Source organism: Roseibium aggregatum IAM 12614 (genome assembly GCF_000168975.1).
In the GTDB taxonomy this organism is placed as follows: Bacteria; Pseudomonadota; Alphaproteobacteria; order Rhizobiales; family Stappiaceae; genus Roseibium; species Roseibium aggregatum.
On sequence record NZ_AAUW01000013.1, the window covers coordinates 1 to 17,497 of the forward strand.

General features: G+C 58.3%; 10 protein-coding genes and 1 tRNA gene. 8 read left to right on the plus strand and 3 right to left on the minus strand.

All coding sequences use genetic code 11. The features are described from left to right. Positions 1–278: 278 nt before the first annotated feature. A complete protein-coding gene (locus SIAM614_RS17640; RefSeq protein ID WP_006936593.1) occupies positions 279–767 on the plus strand; it encodes a GNAT family N-acetyltransferase in 489 nt (162 codons plus the stop codon). Positions 768–1,354: 587 nt separating this feature from the next. Here SIAM614_RS17640 and pyc read toward each other — a convergent pair. Continuing rightward, complete coding sequence (gene pyc / locus SIAM614_RS17645) at positions 1,355–4,795, minus strand: pyruvate carboxylase (protein ID WP_006936595.1); 3,441 nt, start codon at positions 4,793–4,795, stop codon at positions 1,355–1,357. A gap of 800 nt (positions 4,796–5,595) precedes the next feature. Here pyc and SIAM614_RS17650 point away from each other — a divergent pair. The 5 genes from SIAM614_RS17650 (at position 5,596) to SIAM614_RS17670 (ending at position 11,821) form a co-directional block, all read left to right on the plus strand. Continuing rightward, entirely contained in the window at positions 5,596–8,778 is a 3,183-nt protein-coding gene (locus SIAM614_RS17650) for a DEAD/DEAH box helicase (RefSeq protein ID WP_006936596.1), read from the plus strand. Between the two features lie 35 nt (positions 8,779–8,813). Then, positions 8,814–9,179 (plus strand): RNA-binding S4 domain-containing protein, encoded by a 366-nt coding sequence (locus tag SIAM614_RS17655; RefSeq protein ID WP_085956406.1) that lies wholly within the window; start codon positions 8,814–8,816, stop codon positions 9,177–9,179. A 215-nt stretch (positions 9,180–9,394) separates the two neighbouring features. Then, positions 9,395–9,727: a ferredoxin FdxA gene (fdxA, locus tag SIAM614_RS17660; protein ID WP_006936600.1), complete on the plus strand. Its 333-nt coding sequence runs from the start codon at positions 9,395–9,397 to the stop codon at positions 9,725–9,727. A gap of 456 nt (positions 9,728–10,183) precedes the next feature. Next, a complete protein-coding gene (locus SIAM614_RS17665) occupies positions 10,184–10,768 on the plus strand; it encodes a CarD family transcriptional regulator (RefSeq protein ID WP_006936606.1) in 585 nt (194 codons plus the stop codon). Between the two features lie 189 nt (positions 10,769–10,957). Beyond that, positions 10,958–11,821: an RNA polymerase factor sigma-32 gene (locus SIAM614_RS17670; protein ID WP_006936607.1), complete on the plus strand. Its 864-nt coding sequence runs from the start codon at positions 10,958–10,960 to the stop codon at positions 11,819–11,821. Positions 11,822–11,905: 84 nt separating this feature from the next. On the opposite strand, the gene SIAM614_RS17675 is transcribed toward SIAM614_RS17670, so the two are convergent. Both SIAM614_RS17675 and SIAM614_RS17680 read right to left on the minus strand, forming a co-directional pair. Further along, positions 11,906–13,432, minus strand: a complete 1,527-nt coding sequence (locus SIAM614_RS17675) for a M48 family metalloprotease (RefSeq protein WP_081455287.1) — start codon at positions 13,430–13,432, stop codon at positions 11,906–11,908. Then, a complete protein-coding gene (locus tag SIAM614_RS17680; protein WP_006936609.1) occupies positions 13,392–14,306 on the minus strand; it encodes a hypothetical protein in 915 nt (304 codons plus the stop codon). The genes SIAM614_RS17675 and SIAM614_RS17680 overlap by 41 nt, the downstream gene beginning before the upstream one ends. Positions 14,307–14,682: 376 nt before the next feature. On the opposite strand from SIAM614_RS17680, the gene SIAM614_RS17685 reads away from it, so the two are divergent. Both SIAM614_RS17685 and SIAM614_RS17690 read left to right on the plus strand, forming a co-directional pair. Continuing rightward, positions 14,683–14,759, plus strand: a tRNA-Arg gene (locus SIAM614_RS17685). Positions 14,760–15,669: 910 nt separating this feature from the next. Then, positions 15,670–17,124, plus strand: a complete 1,455-nt coding sequence (locus tag SIAM614_RS17690; protein ID WP_006936610.1) for a hypothetical protein — start codon at positions 15,670–15,672, stop codon at positions 17,122–17,124. Positions 17,125–17,497: the final 373 nt, after the last annotated feature.

A 17,497-nucleotide genomic window follows, 5' to 3' on the forward strand; every position in this document is an offset into this window, starting at 1 on the left:
CTTGTCCGGAATGACATTGGTGGGAGCTCAAACGCCTCGAATTCGGCAACAATTATAACCGGAACATCACCGGACTCGCCTGCGCCTCTCCCCTCCAGTGACAGACGAAAGGAAAACAAAAGTTGCCCGAAATGATCCTGCGCGGCTTTTGAAATGGGTGTCCCAAGCGTTCAATCCTTCGCGACGCTTGCGCGGCTCTTCAGGTTGAGGCTGACTATGCAGAAAAACCGAAACAGCAAGCTTCTGGCAATCATTCAGAAGCGGGAGTAACGCACGTTTTGGACCGTTCAGTCATTCACCTTCACAACGCCCGGCCAGAAGAAACAGAAACTCTGGCTCGCATTGGCCTGGAGGCATGGCTGAACGGCATCGCTCCTCTTGTCCCGGACAAGGTCCGTCAGGAGATCCTTGCTGACAATCCCTTCCTCCCCTTTCTCAAGACACTCGGGCCTGCGGTGATCGTCGGGACAATCAACAGCGAACCTGCAGGCATCGGCGCCTGCGAACACGCCGATGACACCATCTCCGACATCTGGGTCGCTCCTGCCTTCGAGGGGCGCGGTGTTGGTTCAACCTTGGTCAGAGCACTTGAAACAGAGGTCCTCGGTCGCGGTCACCCCGTCGCCCACATCCAGGTCGCCGCGCTGAATAGCCGTGCTTTCGGCCTTTACCACCATCTAGGATATCGGGAAGAGTGGCGGCAGATCAGCTTCGATCCGATCCTGAAGATCGAGCTGGAAAAGGTTGGGCTGTCGAAGCGGCTTTAGCCTTTGGCCAAGCGAAAGCCTGAGCAGCTTCCAGGCAAACATTCAAAGAAACTCGGCCATCGTCTCTTGTTACCCCACACACGTTTTCACAGGAAACGCGGGCGGTGCCCCAGGATAATTCAGCGCTGCAAGCAATTTGCACTTGCCCAGGAATGCTGGATCTCGGGTCTGCGCTACGCTTCGCCCGGGATGACAATCTTTAGTCTGGAGGCCGTTAAAAAAGCGCGCCAAGACAGGCCTTTAACTCGGTCTGGAGCCTCCTTCACCGTCATTTCGGACAAGCGAGGCGGAGCCGAGTGCTGATCCGGAATCCAGACATCAGCGTGAGCGCAGCGAACGCCGAATACTCAAGCTGAAATATCGACGCGCTTTCAGCGCGACATATGTCTGGATTCCGGATCTGCGTGCAACGATTTTGCACTTGTCCGGAATGACATTGGTGGGAGCTCAAACGCCTCGAATTCGGCAACAATTATCACCGGAAAATCGCTTTACTCGCCCCGCACCTCCAGTGACGGACGCTAACGAAACAAAAAAGCCGCCCGAAATGGCTCCGGGCGGCCTTTGATATTGCTATCGCAAGCGTTTTAGCTTTCGAAGACGACCAGAAGGTCCTTGGCGTCGATCTGGGAGCCCGGTGACACCAGGACTTCCTTCACCTTGCCATCGCGTTCGGCGTGGAGCGCGGTTTCCATTTTCATGGCTTCGATCGAGACCAGCACGTCACCTGCGGTAACGTCCTGTCCGGCGGTGACCGCCACCGTGGAGATCACGCCCGGCATCGGTGCGCCGACATGGGCGGTGTTTCCGTCCTCGGCCTTGCGCATCGTGGCGGCACCGGTTGCGCCGTGGGCGCGGTCCGGAACCTTGATAATGCGTGGTTGGCCGTTGAGCTCGAAGAAGACCTTCTTCTCGCCCTTCTCGTCGGTTTCGCCAATCGCCTGGCAGCGGATCACCAGCGTCTTGCCTGCTTCCAGGTCGACGGAGATCTCGTCGCCCGGCTCCAGACCGTAGAAATAGACCGGGGTCGGCAAGACGGAGGTCGGGCCGTATTGCTGCTGGGCCTTGTCGAAGTCTGTGAACACCTTCGGGTACATCAGATAGGAGGCAAGCTCGATGTCGCTGATGTCGTGGCCGGTCTTATCGGAAACCGTCTTGCGCTCCGCATCCAGATCGGCCTCCTTCAAGAGCGAACCGGGGCGAACGGTAATCGGGGCCTCGCCCTTCAGAACCTTTTTCTGAAGCGCTTCCGGCCACCCGCCCGGAGACTGGCCGAGATCGCCGTGCAGCATCTTGACGACGCTGTCCGGGAACGCCACGTCCTTGGCCGGATCCTCGACCTCAGCCACACTCAGCCCCTGGCTGACCATCATCAGTGCCATGTCGCCGACGACCTTGGAAGACGGCGTCACCTTGACGATGTCGCCGAACATCATGTTGACGTCGGCATAGGCCTGCGCCACCTCGTGCCAGCGGGTTTCCAGACCGAGCGAACGGGCCTGTTCCTTGAGGTTGGTGAACTGACCGCCCGGCATTTCATGCAGGTAGACTTCCGACGCGCCGAAACGCAGGTCGCTTTCGAAAGCCCGGTATTGGGTGCGCACGGCTTCCCAGTAGAACGAGATCTGGCGGATGGTCTTGGCATCGAGACCGGTATCGCGCTCAGACCCGCGCAGGGCTTCCACGATGGAACCGAGGCATGGCTGGGACGTCAGGCCGGACAGCGCGTCCATGGCCGCATCCACCGCATCCGCTCCCGCTTCGACCGCAGCCAGAACAGTCGCCGCTGCAATGCCCGAGGTGTCATGCGTGTGGAAGTGGATCGGCAGGCCGACTTCCTGCTTCAAGGTCCGGATCAGAACCCTTGCGGCTTCCGGCTTCAACAGGCCGGCCATGTCCTTGAGGCCCAGGATATGCGCGCCGGCGGCTTCCAGTTCCCTGGCAAGGCCGACGTAGTATTTCAGGTCGTATTTCGGCCGGGCACTGTCCAGCATGTCGCCGGTGTAGCAGAGCACGCCTTCGCACAGCTTGCCTGCTTCCTGGACCGCGTCCATGGAAACACGCATGTTCTCCACCCAGTTGAGGCAGTCGAACACGCGGAAAAGGTCAATGCCGTTTTCCGCAGCTTCCGCCACGAAATACTTGACCACATTGTCCGGATAGTTGGTGTAGCCGACGCCGTTGGAGCCGCGCAGCAGCATCTGCAGCAGGATGTTCGGCGCTTTTTCGCGGACCTTGTGCAGGCGCTCCCACGGGCTTTCGGTCAGGAAGCGCATGGCGACGTCGAAGGTCGCCCCGCCCCAGCACTCCAGCGAGAACAGGCTCGGCAGGCCGGCGGCATAGGCGTCCGCAATGTTGATGATGTCGTGGGTGCGCATGCGGGTGGCCAGCAGTGACTGATGCGCATCGCGCATGGTGGTATCGGTCACCAGCGTCCGTGTCTGGCCCTTCATCCAGTCGGCAAAGCCCTTCGGCCCCAATTCGTCCAGCAGCTGACGTGTGCCGGACGGCTTGGCATCGCCGAAATTCGGGATGACGGGCGCAGCGACATCCTTCGGCGGACGGGCACGGCTCTTGGTTTCCGGATGCCCGTTCACCGACACATCGGCGATATAGGTCAGGAGCTTGGTCGCCCGGTCCTGACGCTTGGTCTGCTCGAACAGCGCCGGTGTCTCGTCAATGAAACGGGTCGTGTAGTTGTTGGCCTTGAAATCGGCGTGGCTGATGATGTTCTCCAGGAACACCAGGTTGGTGGCCACACCGCGGATGCGGAATTCGCGCAAGGCGCGGTCCATGCGTTTGCGGGCATCTTCCGCGGTCGGGGCCCAGGCCGTGACCTTTTCCAGAAGCGGATCGTAGAAGCGCGTGATGACCGCACCGGAATAGGCCGTGCCGCCATCCAGACGGATGCCGAAGCCGGTTGCCCCGCGATAGGCGGTGATGCGGCCGTAATCCGGAATGAAGTTCTGCTCCGGGTCTTCGGTCGTGATGCGGCACTGCAGGGCATGGCCGTGAAGTTGGATCTGGTCCTGGGAGGGAACGCCGCTTTCCGGCGTGCCGATCTTCTCGCCTTCGCAGATCTTGATCTGCGCCTGCACGATATCGATACCGGTGACTTCTTCCGTCACCGTATGCTCCACCTGAACGCGCGGGTTCACCTCGATGAAGTAGATATCGCCGGTGTCGGCATCCATCAGGAATTCGACCGTGCCGGCGCCCCGGTAATTCACCGCCCGGCCGATCTTCAGCCCGTATTCGCAAAGCTCCGCCCGCTTTTTGGCCGACAGATATGGCGCAGGGGCGCGCTCGACCACTTTCTGGTGGCGGCGCTGAATGGAACAGTCGCGCTCGAACAGATGAACCACGTTCTCGCCGTCACCCAGGATCTGCACTTCGACGTGGCGCGCCCGCTGAACCAGCTTCTCCAGATAGATCTCGTCCTTGCCGAAGGCTGCCTTGGCTTCGCGCTTGGCTGCCACAACTTCCTTGGAAAGGGTCGCCTCGTCCGGAATGACGCGCATGCCGCGGCCGCCGCCGCCCCAGGAGGCCTTGAGCATGACCGGATAGCCGATTTCGGCGGCCTGGCGCTTGATCTCGTCCATGTCGTCCGGCAGCGGATCGGTGGCCGGCATCACCGGCACACCGGCCTCGATAGCCAGATTGCGGGCGGCCACCTTGTTGCCAAGACGGCGCATGGTTTCCGACTTGGGACCGATGAAGGTGATGCCCGCTTCCTCGCAGGCGTCCACGAACTCGGGGCTTTCGGACAGGAGGCCGTAACCGGGGTGAATGGCGTCTGCGCCGGAGAGTTTGGCAACCCGGATAATCTCGTCGATGGAGAGGTACGCCTCGATGGGCCCGAGCCCCTTGCCGACCTGATACGCCTCATCGGACTTGAACCGGTGCAAGGCCAGTTTGTCCTGCTCGGCATAGATCGCGACGGTCTTCATGCCCAGTTCGTTGGCCGCACGGAACACCCGGATCGCGATTTCAGACCGGTTAGCAACGAGAATTTTTGTTATCGCCAAACGCCTTCTCCCCCTAATTTTGCGCAAAACAAAAGCCTGTTTCGGCAAGATTTCTACTTTGGTCGGACGCACTTGAAAAGGGCCAGAAGCCATGTCCCTTTTTTAACCTGGAAAAAATTTTTGCGCCTGCGCCCGTAACCGGCGGAAAACGAACATTAATTCGATTTAAATCCAGAGACTGTCGGACTTTTCGAAAAAGGTGCAGCGCAGCAATTGAGTCAGCGAACCAGCGGCCGTTGCCTCCAAAACCGACCTTCCGGCAAACGCGAGCCATTTCGGGACACATTCCTGTCAGACACCGCAAAAGCCTCGGCAGCCGTCCCGCCCGACTAGACAGAAACCCGCGGCAAGCCCACTAGATCTTGTGAGAACAAATCCGCAACCGGCTTGAATCACCGATTCGGACGGGATTCGTTCACCCTGTGTGCCGAAGTAAACGCCATCCGCCCGAAAGGGCACATCGGCGTTTTCCAAAAATTAATCATTGACAGAGATTCGAGCCAAATCAGCAGCCCCCGCTCAAAATGACTCAAGTTCTTGACGAGATTCACGATTTGGTGCCTCTGCCCACACTTGAAACCACATGTCGTAGGGAACAAATCCTGAATCGTCCGGAGTAGCCGATTCGGTTTCGGTTTGTTCCAGAGTCGTTCTCCACAACATTTTTCAACCGCCAAAAACCTGACTGACTGGCCAAAAGAATAAGGACATGCCCGCCTCGGCTGTGCTAGACACGCCACACCAGATATAGGCGCCACCCGTTTGCGCCGGTCCGAAGAAAGCCGATCACAAGCCTCTCCATGCCCCGCCCCCAGACCATGCCGCTGCCGCCGTCTGCCCGGTCCCGCACAGTGACGGCCGTGCTCGGACCGACCAATACCGGCAAGACCCATCTCGCCATCGAACGCATGCTGGCCCAGCCTTCCGGGCTGATCGGACTGCCGCTGCGCCTGCTCGCGCGCGAAGTCTATAACCGTGTGGCCGACCGTGCCGGTCCGGACGCGGTGGCCCTGATCACCGGCGAGGAAAAGATCGTCCCGAAGAACCCGCGCTTCTGGGTGTCGACGGTTGAAGCCATGCCGCTGGACCTGAAGACGGACTTCGTCGCCATCGACGAGGTGCAGCTTGCCGGCAACCTCGATCGCGGCCACGTCTTTACCGATCGCATCCTGAATGTGCGCGGTCAGTCCGAAACACTTCTGCTGGGCGCGGCCACTGCCCGTCCGCTGCTGGAAAAGCTGCTGCCGGGCCTCAACGTGGTCACGCGGCCGCGCATGTCGGTGCTGGAATATGCGGGTTCCAAGAAGGTTTCGCGCCTGCCAGCCCGGTCCGCCATCGTCGCCTTTTCGTCCGATGAAGTTTACTCCATTGCCGAGCTTATCCGCCGCCAGCGCGGCGGGGCGGCCGTGGTGCTCGGGTCGCTGAGCCCGCGCACGCGCAACGCCCAGGTGGAACTGTTCCAGAACGGCGATGTCGACCATCTGGTGGCGACCGATGCCATCGGCATGGGGCTCAACCTCGATGTCCATCACATCGCCTTTGCCGGCAACCGCAAATATGACGGCTATCAGTACCGCCAGCTCACCGCTTCGGAGATGGGCCAGATCGCCGGACGGGCCGGCCGCCACACCAAGGACGGCACCTTCGGGGTGACCGGACGGGTCGATCCGCTGGACGACCATCTGGTCGAACAGATCGAAAGTCACCATTTCGACAGCCTGAAAGTGCTGCAATGGCGCAACAGTGCGCTGGATTTTTCGTCGGCAAACGCTTTGCGTTCCAGCCTCGACATGGTGCCCCGGGAAGAGGGTCTCGCCAGGGCACCCATCGGTGACGACATCACCGCCCTTGAACATTTATTGCGCGATCCCGCAATATCCGGCATGGCAAAGGGCCAAAAAGCGGTCGAATTGCTATGGGACGTGTGTCAGGTCCCCGACTATCGTAAGATCGCCCCGGCGAACCACGCAGAGTTGCTGAACACCATTTACACCCACCTGATGCAGGACAATGCGATTGCCGATGACTGGTTCTCGCGTCAATTGGCCTTCGCAGACCGCACAGATGGTGATATCGACACTCTCGCAAACCGGATTGCACATATCCGGACCTGGACCTATGTCGCCAACCGTCCCGACTGGCTGGCCGATCCGGCCCACTGGCAGGGCGAGACACGCGACATAGAAGACAAACTATCTGACGCCCTTCACGAGCGGCTGACGCAGCGGTTCGTGGATCGGCGTACAAGTGTATTGATGCGACGTTTGAGAGAGAACGCAATGCTGGAAGCGGAAATTACATCGAGCGGCGATGTGCTCGTGGAAGGTCAGCACATCGGAAATCTGCTTGGCTTCCGGTTTGCCCCTGACGCGGCAGCGGAAGGACCGGACGGCAAGACCGTACGCGCCGCTGCGCAAAAAGCCCTGACCACCGAAATCGAGTCCCGTGCGGACAAGCTCGGCAAGTCCGAGAACTCCGATTTCGTCCTCACCTCCGAAGCGGTGATCCGCTGGCGTGGCGAACCCGTGGCAAAGCTTGTTGCCGGGGAAGACGTGCTGGCACCGGTCGTTCTGCTTTTGGCGGACGAACATCTGTCCGGCCCGGCACGCGACAACGTGCAGGCGCGGCTGGACCTGTGGGTCAAGGCTCAGATCGATACACTGCTGAAACCGCTTGTGGACCTGAAGGCCGGCGAAGGCCTGGAAGGCCTTGCCCGCGGCATCGCCTTCCGCATCGTCGAAGGCCTCGGCATTCTGGAGCGCCAGGAAGCTGCCGACGAAATTCGTCAGCTGGATCAGGACATGCGCGCCAGCCTGCGCAAGCACGGCATCCGCTTTGGCGCTTACACCGTGTTCGTGCCGGCCCTGCTGAAGCCGGCACCGAGCCAGCTTCTGGCGCAGCTCTGGGCCTTGAAGCACGGCTCGCTGGACATGAACGGCATGGCCGAACTGCCGCAGCTTTCCGCGTCCGGCCGCACCTCCATTCCGGTGGACGAGACCATCGACAAGGCGCTTTACAAGGTTGTCGGATTCCGCGTGTGCGGCCCGCGCGCCGTTCGCGTCGACTTTCTGGAACGCCTGGCCGACCTGATCCGTCCGCTGATCGCCTGGAAGCCGCTCGATGCGGAAGTCAGCCCGCCGGAAGGTGCGGTTGCAACCGGCGGCGGCTTTACCGTCCCCGTTGCCATGACGTCCCTGCTCGGGTGCGCCGGCGAGGACTTCGCCGCCGTGTTGAAGTCTCTCGGCTACCGGTCCGAGACGAAGGAAGTGCAGCGCCCTGCCGCAGCCAAACCGGCAGCGGAAGCAGCCCCGGAAACGCAATCTACTGAAACGCAGTCTACCGAACCTCAGGCTGCGGAAACGCCCGCAGCAGAGACGCCCGCAGACGAAGCAGACAAACCTGCCGAAACTGCCGCCGACGAGGCACCGGCTGTGAACGCGGCGGCCGAGCCTGCCAGCGCGGAAAGCACCGAAGCGCCCGCGGAAGAACCTGCCGCTGACGCAGCGCCTGCGAGCGAGACCGTAGAAGCACCTGCCGGTGATGCCGAAGCACCTGCCGAAGGCGAAACCGCTGAAGCCCCTGCTGACACGACCGCTGTGGAAGCTGCTCCGGAAGCAAAGGCAGACGGCGAAGCGGCTGAAGGTGCCGCTGAGCTGGAAACCGTGACCATCGAGATCTGGCGTCCGGGTCGGCACGACCGCCGTCCGCGCGGTCGTCAGGACCAACGCCGCGGTGGCGACAATCGCCGGAGCCAAGGTCAGGGCCAGGGTCATGGACCGAAAGGTGGTCAGGGCGAAAAGCGTCACGGCAAGGGCGGACCGAAAGGCGAAGGCCGCGGCCGTGGTGGCCATGGCGGCCAGAAGGGCTTTGACGGCGGTAACCGCCGCGACAAGGCTCCAAGGGACAAGCCGATTGATCCGAATTCGCCCTTCGCGGCCCTGATGGCCCTCAAGGCGAACATGGACAGCAAGGACAAAAAGTAATTCCTGCGCCTGATAACAATGCTGCCGGTGGCAGCCTGCGCATCGACAAGTGGCTCTGGTACGCCAGGGTCACCAAATCCCGCTCCCTTGCCCAGAAGCTGGCAACATCCGGTCATGTCCGGGTGAACAAGGACAAGATCGATTCCGCCAGCAAGACAGTGCGGACCGGTGACGTTCTGACGATCGGCCTGGAGCGCCGCATCCTTGTCCTGAAGATCCTTGCCCTCGGAAGCAGACGCGGCCCCTATGAAGAAGCCCGCAAGCTGTATGAGGATCTGTCGCCTCCACCCCCGCCGAAAGACGCCCCGCCGCCAGCCGCGCCCGCACAGCGTGATGCCGGCGCAGGCCGTCCGACCAAGCGAGAGCGACGGAAAATAGACGCGTTCCGCAGCGGCGACTGACACCGTTTCCCGCCAGAGGCCCGAAAACAGAAAAACTTTCTCTTTCCGGCCCGGACTGCGTCATCCAGAGCGCTTGCGCCCGTTTGACAAAAACGATACCCAACATCTGCACCAGACGTTATACGTGCGCCTTCTTTGAAAGAGCGGCACGAAACTGACCGCCAGGGCCTTGCGCGAAACGGCTGCAGACCGCCCGGCGCCGAATGAGGATAGCGATGACCTACGTCGTCACGGACAATTGCATCAAATGCAAATACACCGACTGTGTTGAAGTCTGCCCGGTGGACTGTTTCTACGAGGGTGAGAATTTCCTCGTCATCAATCCGGACGAATGTATCGACTGCGGTGTCTGCGAGCCGGAATGCCCGGCGGAGGCAATTTTGCCGGACACGGAGCCCGGCCTCGAGAAATGGATCGAGATCAACGCCGAATACTCTGAAAAGTGGCCGAACATCACCGAGAAAAAAGATCCTTTGCCGGACGCTGAAGAGTTTGACGGCAAGGAAAACAAGTTTGAAAAGTTCTTTTCGCCGAATCCTGCTTCCTGATTCGCGTAAAATGCTTGTGCGGCAGACTGCCGCAAGACAAATGAGAACCGCTTAAAACAGTGATTCTTCCATGATTTTCAGGCACCTGCCCGGGGCGACCGGGTGGGGCCGTTGTGGTGTTTTAGCACCAACAAAGCTCAGTACTTTAATTTTCCACAAAAGTGTGGTACACATGGAAGATAGTCGCCAACCACGAGAACAACCCCCAAAACGGAGTCTTTGAAAACTGTTCCGGATCTTCACAACCGGACAGCTCAAGCTCCCGGCAGCGCATACGACTGATCAAGGTTCTAGAGTGGAAAACGTCGACTGACCAGCCCTGACACGCCGCATATCAACAGGCGTTCCATTGTGGATCGCACTGCGGGGTACGTGTCGCACAAGAACAGGGGACCGCACCGCGGTCCGTCATCGGTCCGAACCCGGACCGCCAACTGCGCAGGAGAGAATACGAGTATGGCAACGAACACCAAAAAGACCGCGCAGCGCCAAGGTTTCAAGACAGGCGAGTACATTGTTTATCCGGCGCATGGCGTCGGCCAGATTACCGCCATTGAAGAGCAGAAGGTTGCAGGTCACTCTTTGGAGTTGCTCGTGATCGTTTTTGAACAGGACAAGATGACCCTTCGTGTCCCGGTGGCAAAGATTGCCTCCGTCGGCATGCGCAAGCTTGGCGACCCTGCGGCCGTCAAGAAGGCTCTCGAGACCGTTCGTGGCCGCCCGCGCGTGAAGCGGACGATGTGGAGCCGCCGCGCTCAGGAATATGAAGCCAAGATCAACTCCGGCGACCTGATCTCGATCTCTGAAGTGGTTCGCGATCTTTTCCGCTCTGAAAACCAGCCGGAACAGTCCTACTCTGAACGCCAGCTCTACGAAGCTGCGCTTGACCGTATGGCCCGCGAAATCGCGGCAGTGAACAAATGTTCCGAAACCGAAGCGGTCAAGCAGATCGAACAGAACCTGGCAAAATCTCCGAGCCGCATCAAAGCCGCTGAAGAAGCTGCAGCGGAAGACGACGAGGACAAGGAAGAAGCCGCTTGATCCAGGCGGACTTTCCTTACGAAAAAGACGACGAGGGCCTGGAGAAATCCGGGCCCTTTTCCATTTAAGGCTGCATCTTTGCGGTCCGTTCACGCGAATGTGTGCAAAAACTGCCCCAACGGAATCGATAAGTGATCTAACCTACGCTTCGGTACGTATTTCCCCCGATAACATATCGGAGCGTCGATCATGTCCCAGAGCGAAAAACGTCAACTGGTCAGAGCCGCAATGAAAGCGCCCTACCTCACGCGTGAGGAAGAACTGGAGCTGGCGATACGCTGGCGCCAGGAACGGGATGAAAAAGCGCTTGAGAAATTGTCTCTGTCGCACATGCGCCTGGTCATTGCCGTTGCCTCGCGCTTTCGCAACTTCGGCCTGTCACTGGGTGACCTGATCCAGGAAGGCCACGTCGGCCTGCTGGAAGCGGCCGCCAGGTTCGAACCGGAACGGGAAGTCCGCTTTTCCACCTACGCCACATGGTGGATCCGCGCCTCCATTCAGGATTATATCCTGCGCAACTGGTCGATCGTTCGCGGTGGCACTTCCTCCTCCCAGAAAGCCCTGTTCTTCAACCTTCGGCGCTTGCGCGCGAAGCTCTCCGGCAATCAGACACCGCTCACGGACAGCGAGCTGCATCAGAAGATCGCAGATGCCATTGGCGTCAAACAGTCCGACGTTGCACTGATGAACGCGCGTCTGTCCGGTCCCGACACCTCCTTGAATGCCCCGGTGACCGACAGCGAAGGCTCCAGTGCCGACCGCCAGGACTTCCTCGTGTCCGATGCCCCGCTTCCGGACGAAATCGTCACGGTCAGCATCGACACCGAACGCCGCCAGCGCTGGCTTTCTTCTGCGCTGGAGGTCCTCAGCGAACGTGAATTGAAGATCGTGCGCGAAAGACGCCTGTCGGAAGACGGCGCCACCCTGGAATCGCTTGGTGTGAAGCTCGGCATTTCCAAGGAGCGTGTGCGCCAGATCGAAAGCCGGGCCATGGAAAAACTGAAATCCGCCCTGCTGGCGGCGCAGCCCGACCGGGCCGCCTACAGCACCTGACCTATCTCCTCCAAGTAACTCTGACAGGCGGGCCTTCTGGTCCGCCTTTTTTTGAGCTGTTCAGGGAAACCGCTCGGCAAGCCGTCAGTCGACGATCAGCTTGATGGCCGTGCCGGCCGGGATCGGCTGGTTCGCATCCAGGTCGTTCAGGATAGTGAAGAATTCCAGCCGCCGCGACGGCTCGACACCGCTCATGCCGATCGCCAGTTTCCGCGCCGTGTCGCCCGGCTTCGCGGTGACGACCTTGATCCTGAGCGAGCGCAGGCGGGCCCGTTCGGTGGGCGAAAGCTGCTGGAAACTTTCCACCGTCTGATGGAAATCCCGGTCGAAGGTATCGTTGGGCGAACGGCTGGCGAAGATGAAGCGATACCCTGTCTTGCCGATCCGCACCACCGCAATGCGGAAGGACCAGCCCTGGGTGATGGCCGCCCCGGTGACCGCCGGCAGGCCGTTGATCGTCGTCTCGCGCACGCTTTCGGGCAGAAGCCCGTTGATCCAGCCGGAATTCATATAGTCGCGCAGGCTGGAATAGCTGCTGACATCGGCACCGTCGAAGCGGATCGCCGTGCCGTCGCCATTGCTGGCCAGCACGGCTTCAGGCGTGTTTTCCAGAATGTAGCCGGCAGGCACGGTGTAACTGATGCCGAGCGCCTTGTGCAGGAACGAACGGCCACGGACGAAGCCTTCCAGCGGATCGTCACCAAACAGCATGCCGTCGATCTGGCTGAGATACCGCGTGCGGTCCCGCTCGCCGATGCCCGGCGCACCGATCTGCCGCGCCGCGCGAATGGCGATCTGCAGCCGTTCTGGCGTCGAGGGGTGCGACGACAGGAAGTCTGGCGCGGTCGAGCCCGACTTGTCGGCAGACTGATATTGCGCGAAGGCCGCCATGGACCGCAGGAACCGGGCAGCCGCATAGGGGTCGAAGCCGGCTCTTGCGAGCGTCTTCACGCCGATATCGTCGGCCTCCAGCTCCTGCACCTGGCTGAAGCGGGCAAAGGAAAGCTGCGACGAGATGATCGCCTTGCGGGCCTCCTCACTGTCCTGCACGACATCGGTCAGGATCTTGTTGGCAAGCTGCTTGGCTTCGGCGCGTTGCTGGCGCTTGATCGCGTGATTGGCCGTCACATGGGCCATTTCGTGCGACAGCACGGCGGCGACTTCCGACGTGTCATTGGCAAGGGCCAGCAAACCACGCGTAACGTAGAGATACCCCCCAGGCAGTGCGAAGGCGTTGATGGCCGGGGAATTCAGGATGGTGATCTTGTAGCTTTGCGACGGATCTTCCGAGGCCGCCACCAGCCGGCCAACGACGCTGGCGACAGCGCGCTCCGCCCCGGGGTCCTTGTAGACGCCGCCATAGGTGGCCACCACGCGCGGATGCTCTCGCTCGCCGATATCGGCCGCAAGGTTGGGGCGCAAGGTGCCCGGCGTCACCGTGCCGACGGTCGGACCATCGCCAAGGAGCTGGCAGGAGGCCACCAGAAGCGCGGTCCCGCCTGCAACAAGGGTGCGCACCCAGGCCCGGCGCAGGCCGCGCCGTGCGGGCAAACATGCCGGCTGACGGAAATCAGTTGCTGCTTTGGCCGTCACGTCCTGCCCTTTTGTCATTCAGTACCACCAGTTGCTCCGGATGCCGGAGCACCACAGACGGCCCGTCCCGATCCTGAACGGAGCCGCGTATTTCGACAACCTGTCCTTCCAGGGCATCCAGCGTCCAGCCGGACCGCCCGAGGGCCGTGTTGACGTCGTCCTCGTCCGAGGCCTTCAACGTGACCGTGAAATCCGTCTTCCAGTAATTGCCGAAGTTCAGATAACGGGTGCTGCGTGTTTTTCCAAGAGAAACAATACGCCCCCTCGCAATAACATAGTGCCCGAAAGCGCTGGTGAAAGACTTCGGCGCATCAGCAGAATAGACAAGCCGCGGTGCGCTCTTTCCCCACAGGCCCGCCTTGGTCTGGCTGGCCTCTGTTTCCGCAGCCCGCAAGGCATCCGCGCAGGCTGCCTCGGCACGATCCGGCGCGAAGATGGCAACGCCTGCCCTCAAGAGCTCCGCCTGCAGAAGCGCGGCATCGCCGCCAGTCCCGGATGAGGCGAGCACCCAACCGGGCGTCAGTCCCCAGCGGTTTTCCGGTCCTGCAGGGACAGCCGTCAGTTCAACATCCGGTCGGGAGGTCAAAAAGGCGCGCAAGCTTTCGTCACCGCCATTTTGTCGACCCGCGATTTCTGCAGCTGGCGCAGGCATCTGGATATCGCCTGCAAAAAAGCGCGCTCCGGAGGCTGAAACAAGCACGGCCTCATCGCTGTCAAAAGTCACGGGAACGGCCTTTTCCGGCGTTCCGGCGCATGCAGCGGCAGCCGACTTCATCGGATCCAAGGGCGTAAGCAGCGCTTCGTCAGCGGCAAAGGCTGCTGGCGTGGCCACAACGCCCGCAAAACCGGCGACCACAGCAACGCCGGCCGCACGCAGGCTGATTACCCGCAACGTCCTCTTCCAACCCGCTGTCTGTCGCCCTTTCGACACGTCCGATCCCTTCAGCTTCTGGCGCGAACCTCTTCCACCGCGCCTCCTGCAAGCAGACGGCGCAAGGCACACGCCACCCGGCAACATGCATGGCACCGGGCAAGGCTGAGAAAGCGGTCACGACAAACCGCACTGCTAAGCAGCGAATAAGGCAAGTCCAAGACAGGTCGGTAAAACAGCGGTAAAAATGAGACGACCAGCACGACGCGGTAACGAGGCAGCCGCATCACCCGCGCCCCCGCCCGGCCTCCACCTGAAACAATCCCCACCAGAGCCCACACTCTGATGCAGCCAGGGGTCGCCACAGACGCCAAATCATGCTAATCGACCGCATCAAGGCCCCGTAGCTCAGCAGGATAGAGCATCAGATTCCTAATCTGAGGGTCGCGCGTTCGAATCGCGCCGGGGTCACCAATATTTTCAACAACTTAATCTGTGGATGAATTTCACTTTTGATAGATAGCGTCCACCGGAACTAAGCACTCTGCCTAGACCGTTTTGACATTGCAGCGAGCAATAACGCTTGTTGCGCCAGACACCGTAGCTATGTTCTCTGTTTTGCAACCTAATTGGGGCCGGGGAACGAACCCGCTGCGCGGGAGGGCGCGAGCGGCAAGGTCTCGGCAAGCGGGCCTGCCCGCTTGCAACAGCCCCGGGCACCGCCGCACTGCGCCGCATCAAGCCGGTAAGCCTGGCCATGACCCGGTACCGACAAACTGGACATGTACACCATCCCGGAGCATTTGCGCTTCGTCGAAGGCTCCGCTTTGCCCAAGCAGCCATTCCAACAGCTGCGATGATCATCAGAACCGGGCGGCTACATCACTTGCAACACACGAAACCGGCAATTGGCGGTGCAAACGTATCAGACGATACGCTCCCTCAAGCGACCAACGTACGGAACAAGACCGGTCGGAAATAGGAAATCCCCATAGCCCACTGTCTGTATCGCGCGAATTCGTTCCTCGGACACTTTCGTACCTCTGACGACGCCCGAAACTCTTCACGCAAGCGGAAAGTCGGCTTTGGGTTTGAGCACGGCTAGAGCGGACATTGACCAAACCCAGCACAAGGATAGGCGCCGTGGCTCAAAAGGTTCAGGGCTCGATTGAACAGTGCCCTGTCTTCATCGTTGTCCAGCGTCTTCAGGCAAAAAGGCGATACTCGGGTGGATGTTTTTTCCTTTGAGCAACGATCAGTTGAACCGCAGCCGAAATTATTTTGGAATTCGATCTGTTTATTGCTTGGCCCTATTGAATGTGCATCATCCATAACGCACTGATTAAATTTCTTCCATCCTAGGTTGATACAGGGAGGTATTAGCATGAGTCAAATAACAGACGCCGAAAACTTCATCTCAAAGTATCGACAAGATTATATGAAGTTGCTTGACAACATCAAATCCACTTGCGAACAAATAAAGAATGAATTGGGAATTGGCGCGATAGACGATGTCTATACACGCGGGACCTCCCAAAGAGGTAGTGAATTCAAAGACCCAAGAAAAATTGTAAACAAAGTGCGCCAAAAAGGTTTACCCGTAGGCGCGCATGGGTTCCGTGAATTAAACGATATTATTGGCTTAACAGTAGTTATTCAATACCCCGATCAGATCGTAGAAATCATAAAAAGAATTAGAACAAAACTGCGAAGAAATGGAATTAAATCAGAAAAGCCGGAGGAACATAAGAACAAGAGCGGCTATTACGCAACACATGTAGTTTGCTTCTCTTCTTTTGACGCAATTGTCTTGAGATGCGAGATACAGTTTAAAACCATGCTTCATGATGCGTGGGCGGCAAAAATGCACGATTTAACTTATAAGCCTTCAGGAATGCTAGATCCACGATTAAATTCGCTGATGGCCTCGATTGCAAATACGGTCGAAAATCTAGAGCAGCAGAGCATTTTGATTCGTGATTTGATAAAAACGGGCTGGGATGTAGAGGGCGAGGCTCGGAGAGCTGCTAGACATAACCTATTTGGAACAATGTTGGCTTACACAAGCCAAGCATTGCCAGAAGAAGAAGACGAAAAGATAAAAAAACTCCATGCCGAAATTGAGGCTGCAAGTGAGACAATCAATAAAAAGCCTACGTCTAATAAGCAAATAACAAAACTGACCAACGCAGTTGAAGAATGCTGCCAAGACAAAAACAAAGTAAGGCAAGGTTGGTTGATGGCAGGCCGCATTGCGAGTATGCGTAATGAGCCCGATTTATCGCGCTTCCTGCAAAATCAAGTTGAACGTTTATTGGACTTCGCGCCGGAACTCTTAAAATCTTCTTCGATTCTCCCAAAAGAAATAGCAGCAATACCACTCATGTTTTACGTGATTGGAGACTTAGATACAGCCATTGATTTTTCAGAACGCCTTCAAAAAGATAAGAATTACGAAGAATTTCCAGATGATATACGCATGATGATGATTACAAATTGCGCATCCTTTATGACTGAACGGGAATATCATAGCCCAACAGCAGACGAAGAAATAAGAAATAAAACAAAGAAAGAAATAGAAAAGGCCCTATGCGACGGTTTCAGTTATTATAAAATTGAATCTGAACCAGATGCCTATTCATCTATCTTAGATACGCAGGGTCTTATGAAAATTACTTTTGCAAAAACTATGGATGAAGTGCGTCAGGGTATTGAGGATTGCATTCAAGCTAAGGATCTATCTACTCCAGATGAGAAGCAGCTCTCACACGCCTATATGGACCTCAACTTAAAACTTGGCTGGAGGCGCTACTTCGAGCTAGAAACCTTAAAAACATAACAAAAACAATTTGGACAGCTAATCGGAAAGCGAAATTACATCATCCGCTCTTCGATTAGCTGCCCTCAATCGCTATCTGCCCCCATTATCCTATCTGATGATTGGGCGCTTGATAATTGGACGTTTAACTTGCTCACCTTTAATTATCGGCCGCATTTACACTCCTTTCAGCTTCTCTCCCTTCTGAACCCAGTTCGATCACAATAGGGAGACCATTAACTTACAATCGAACCGCTGTTCGCCCAAGCGCGAAATAGATACTTAATTAATAAGCTCTTTTAGCTTGGTTCACAAACGGTTAATTCCTTCTAAAAAAGTTCAGTTGGCATATGGGCATAGATTGTGGAAAAATTGCGGCACTTCCAGTTTTTTG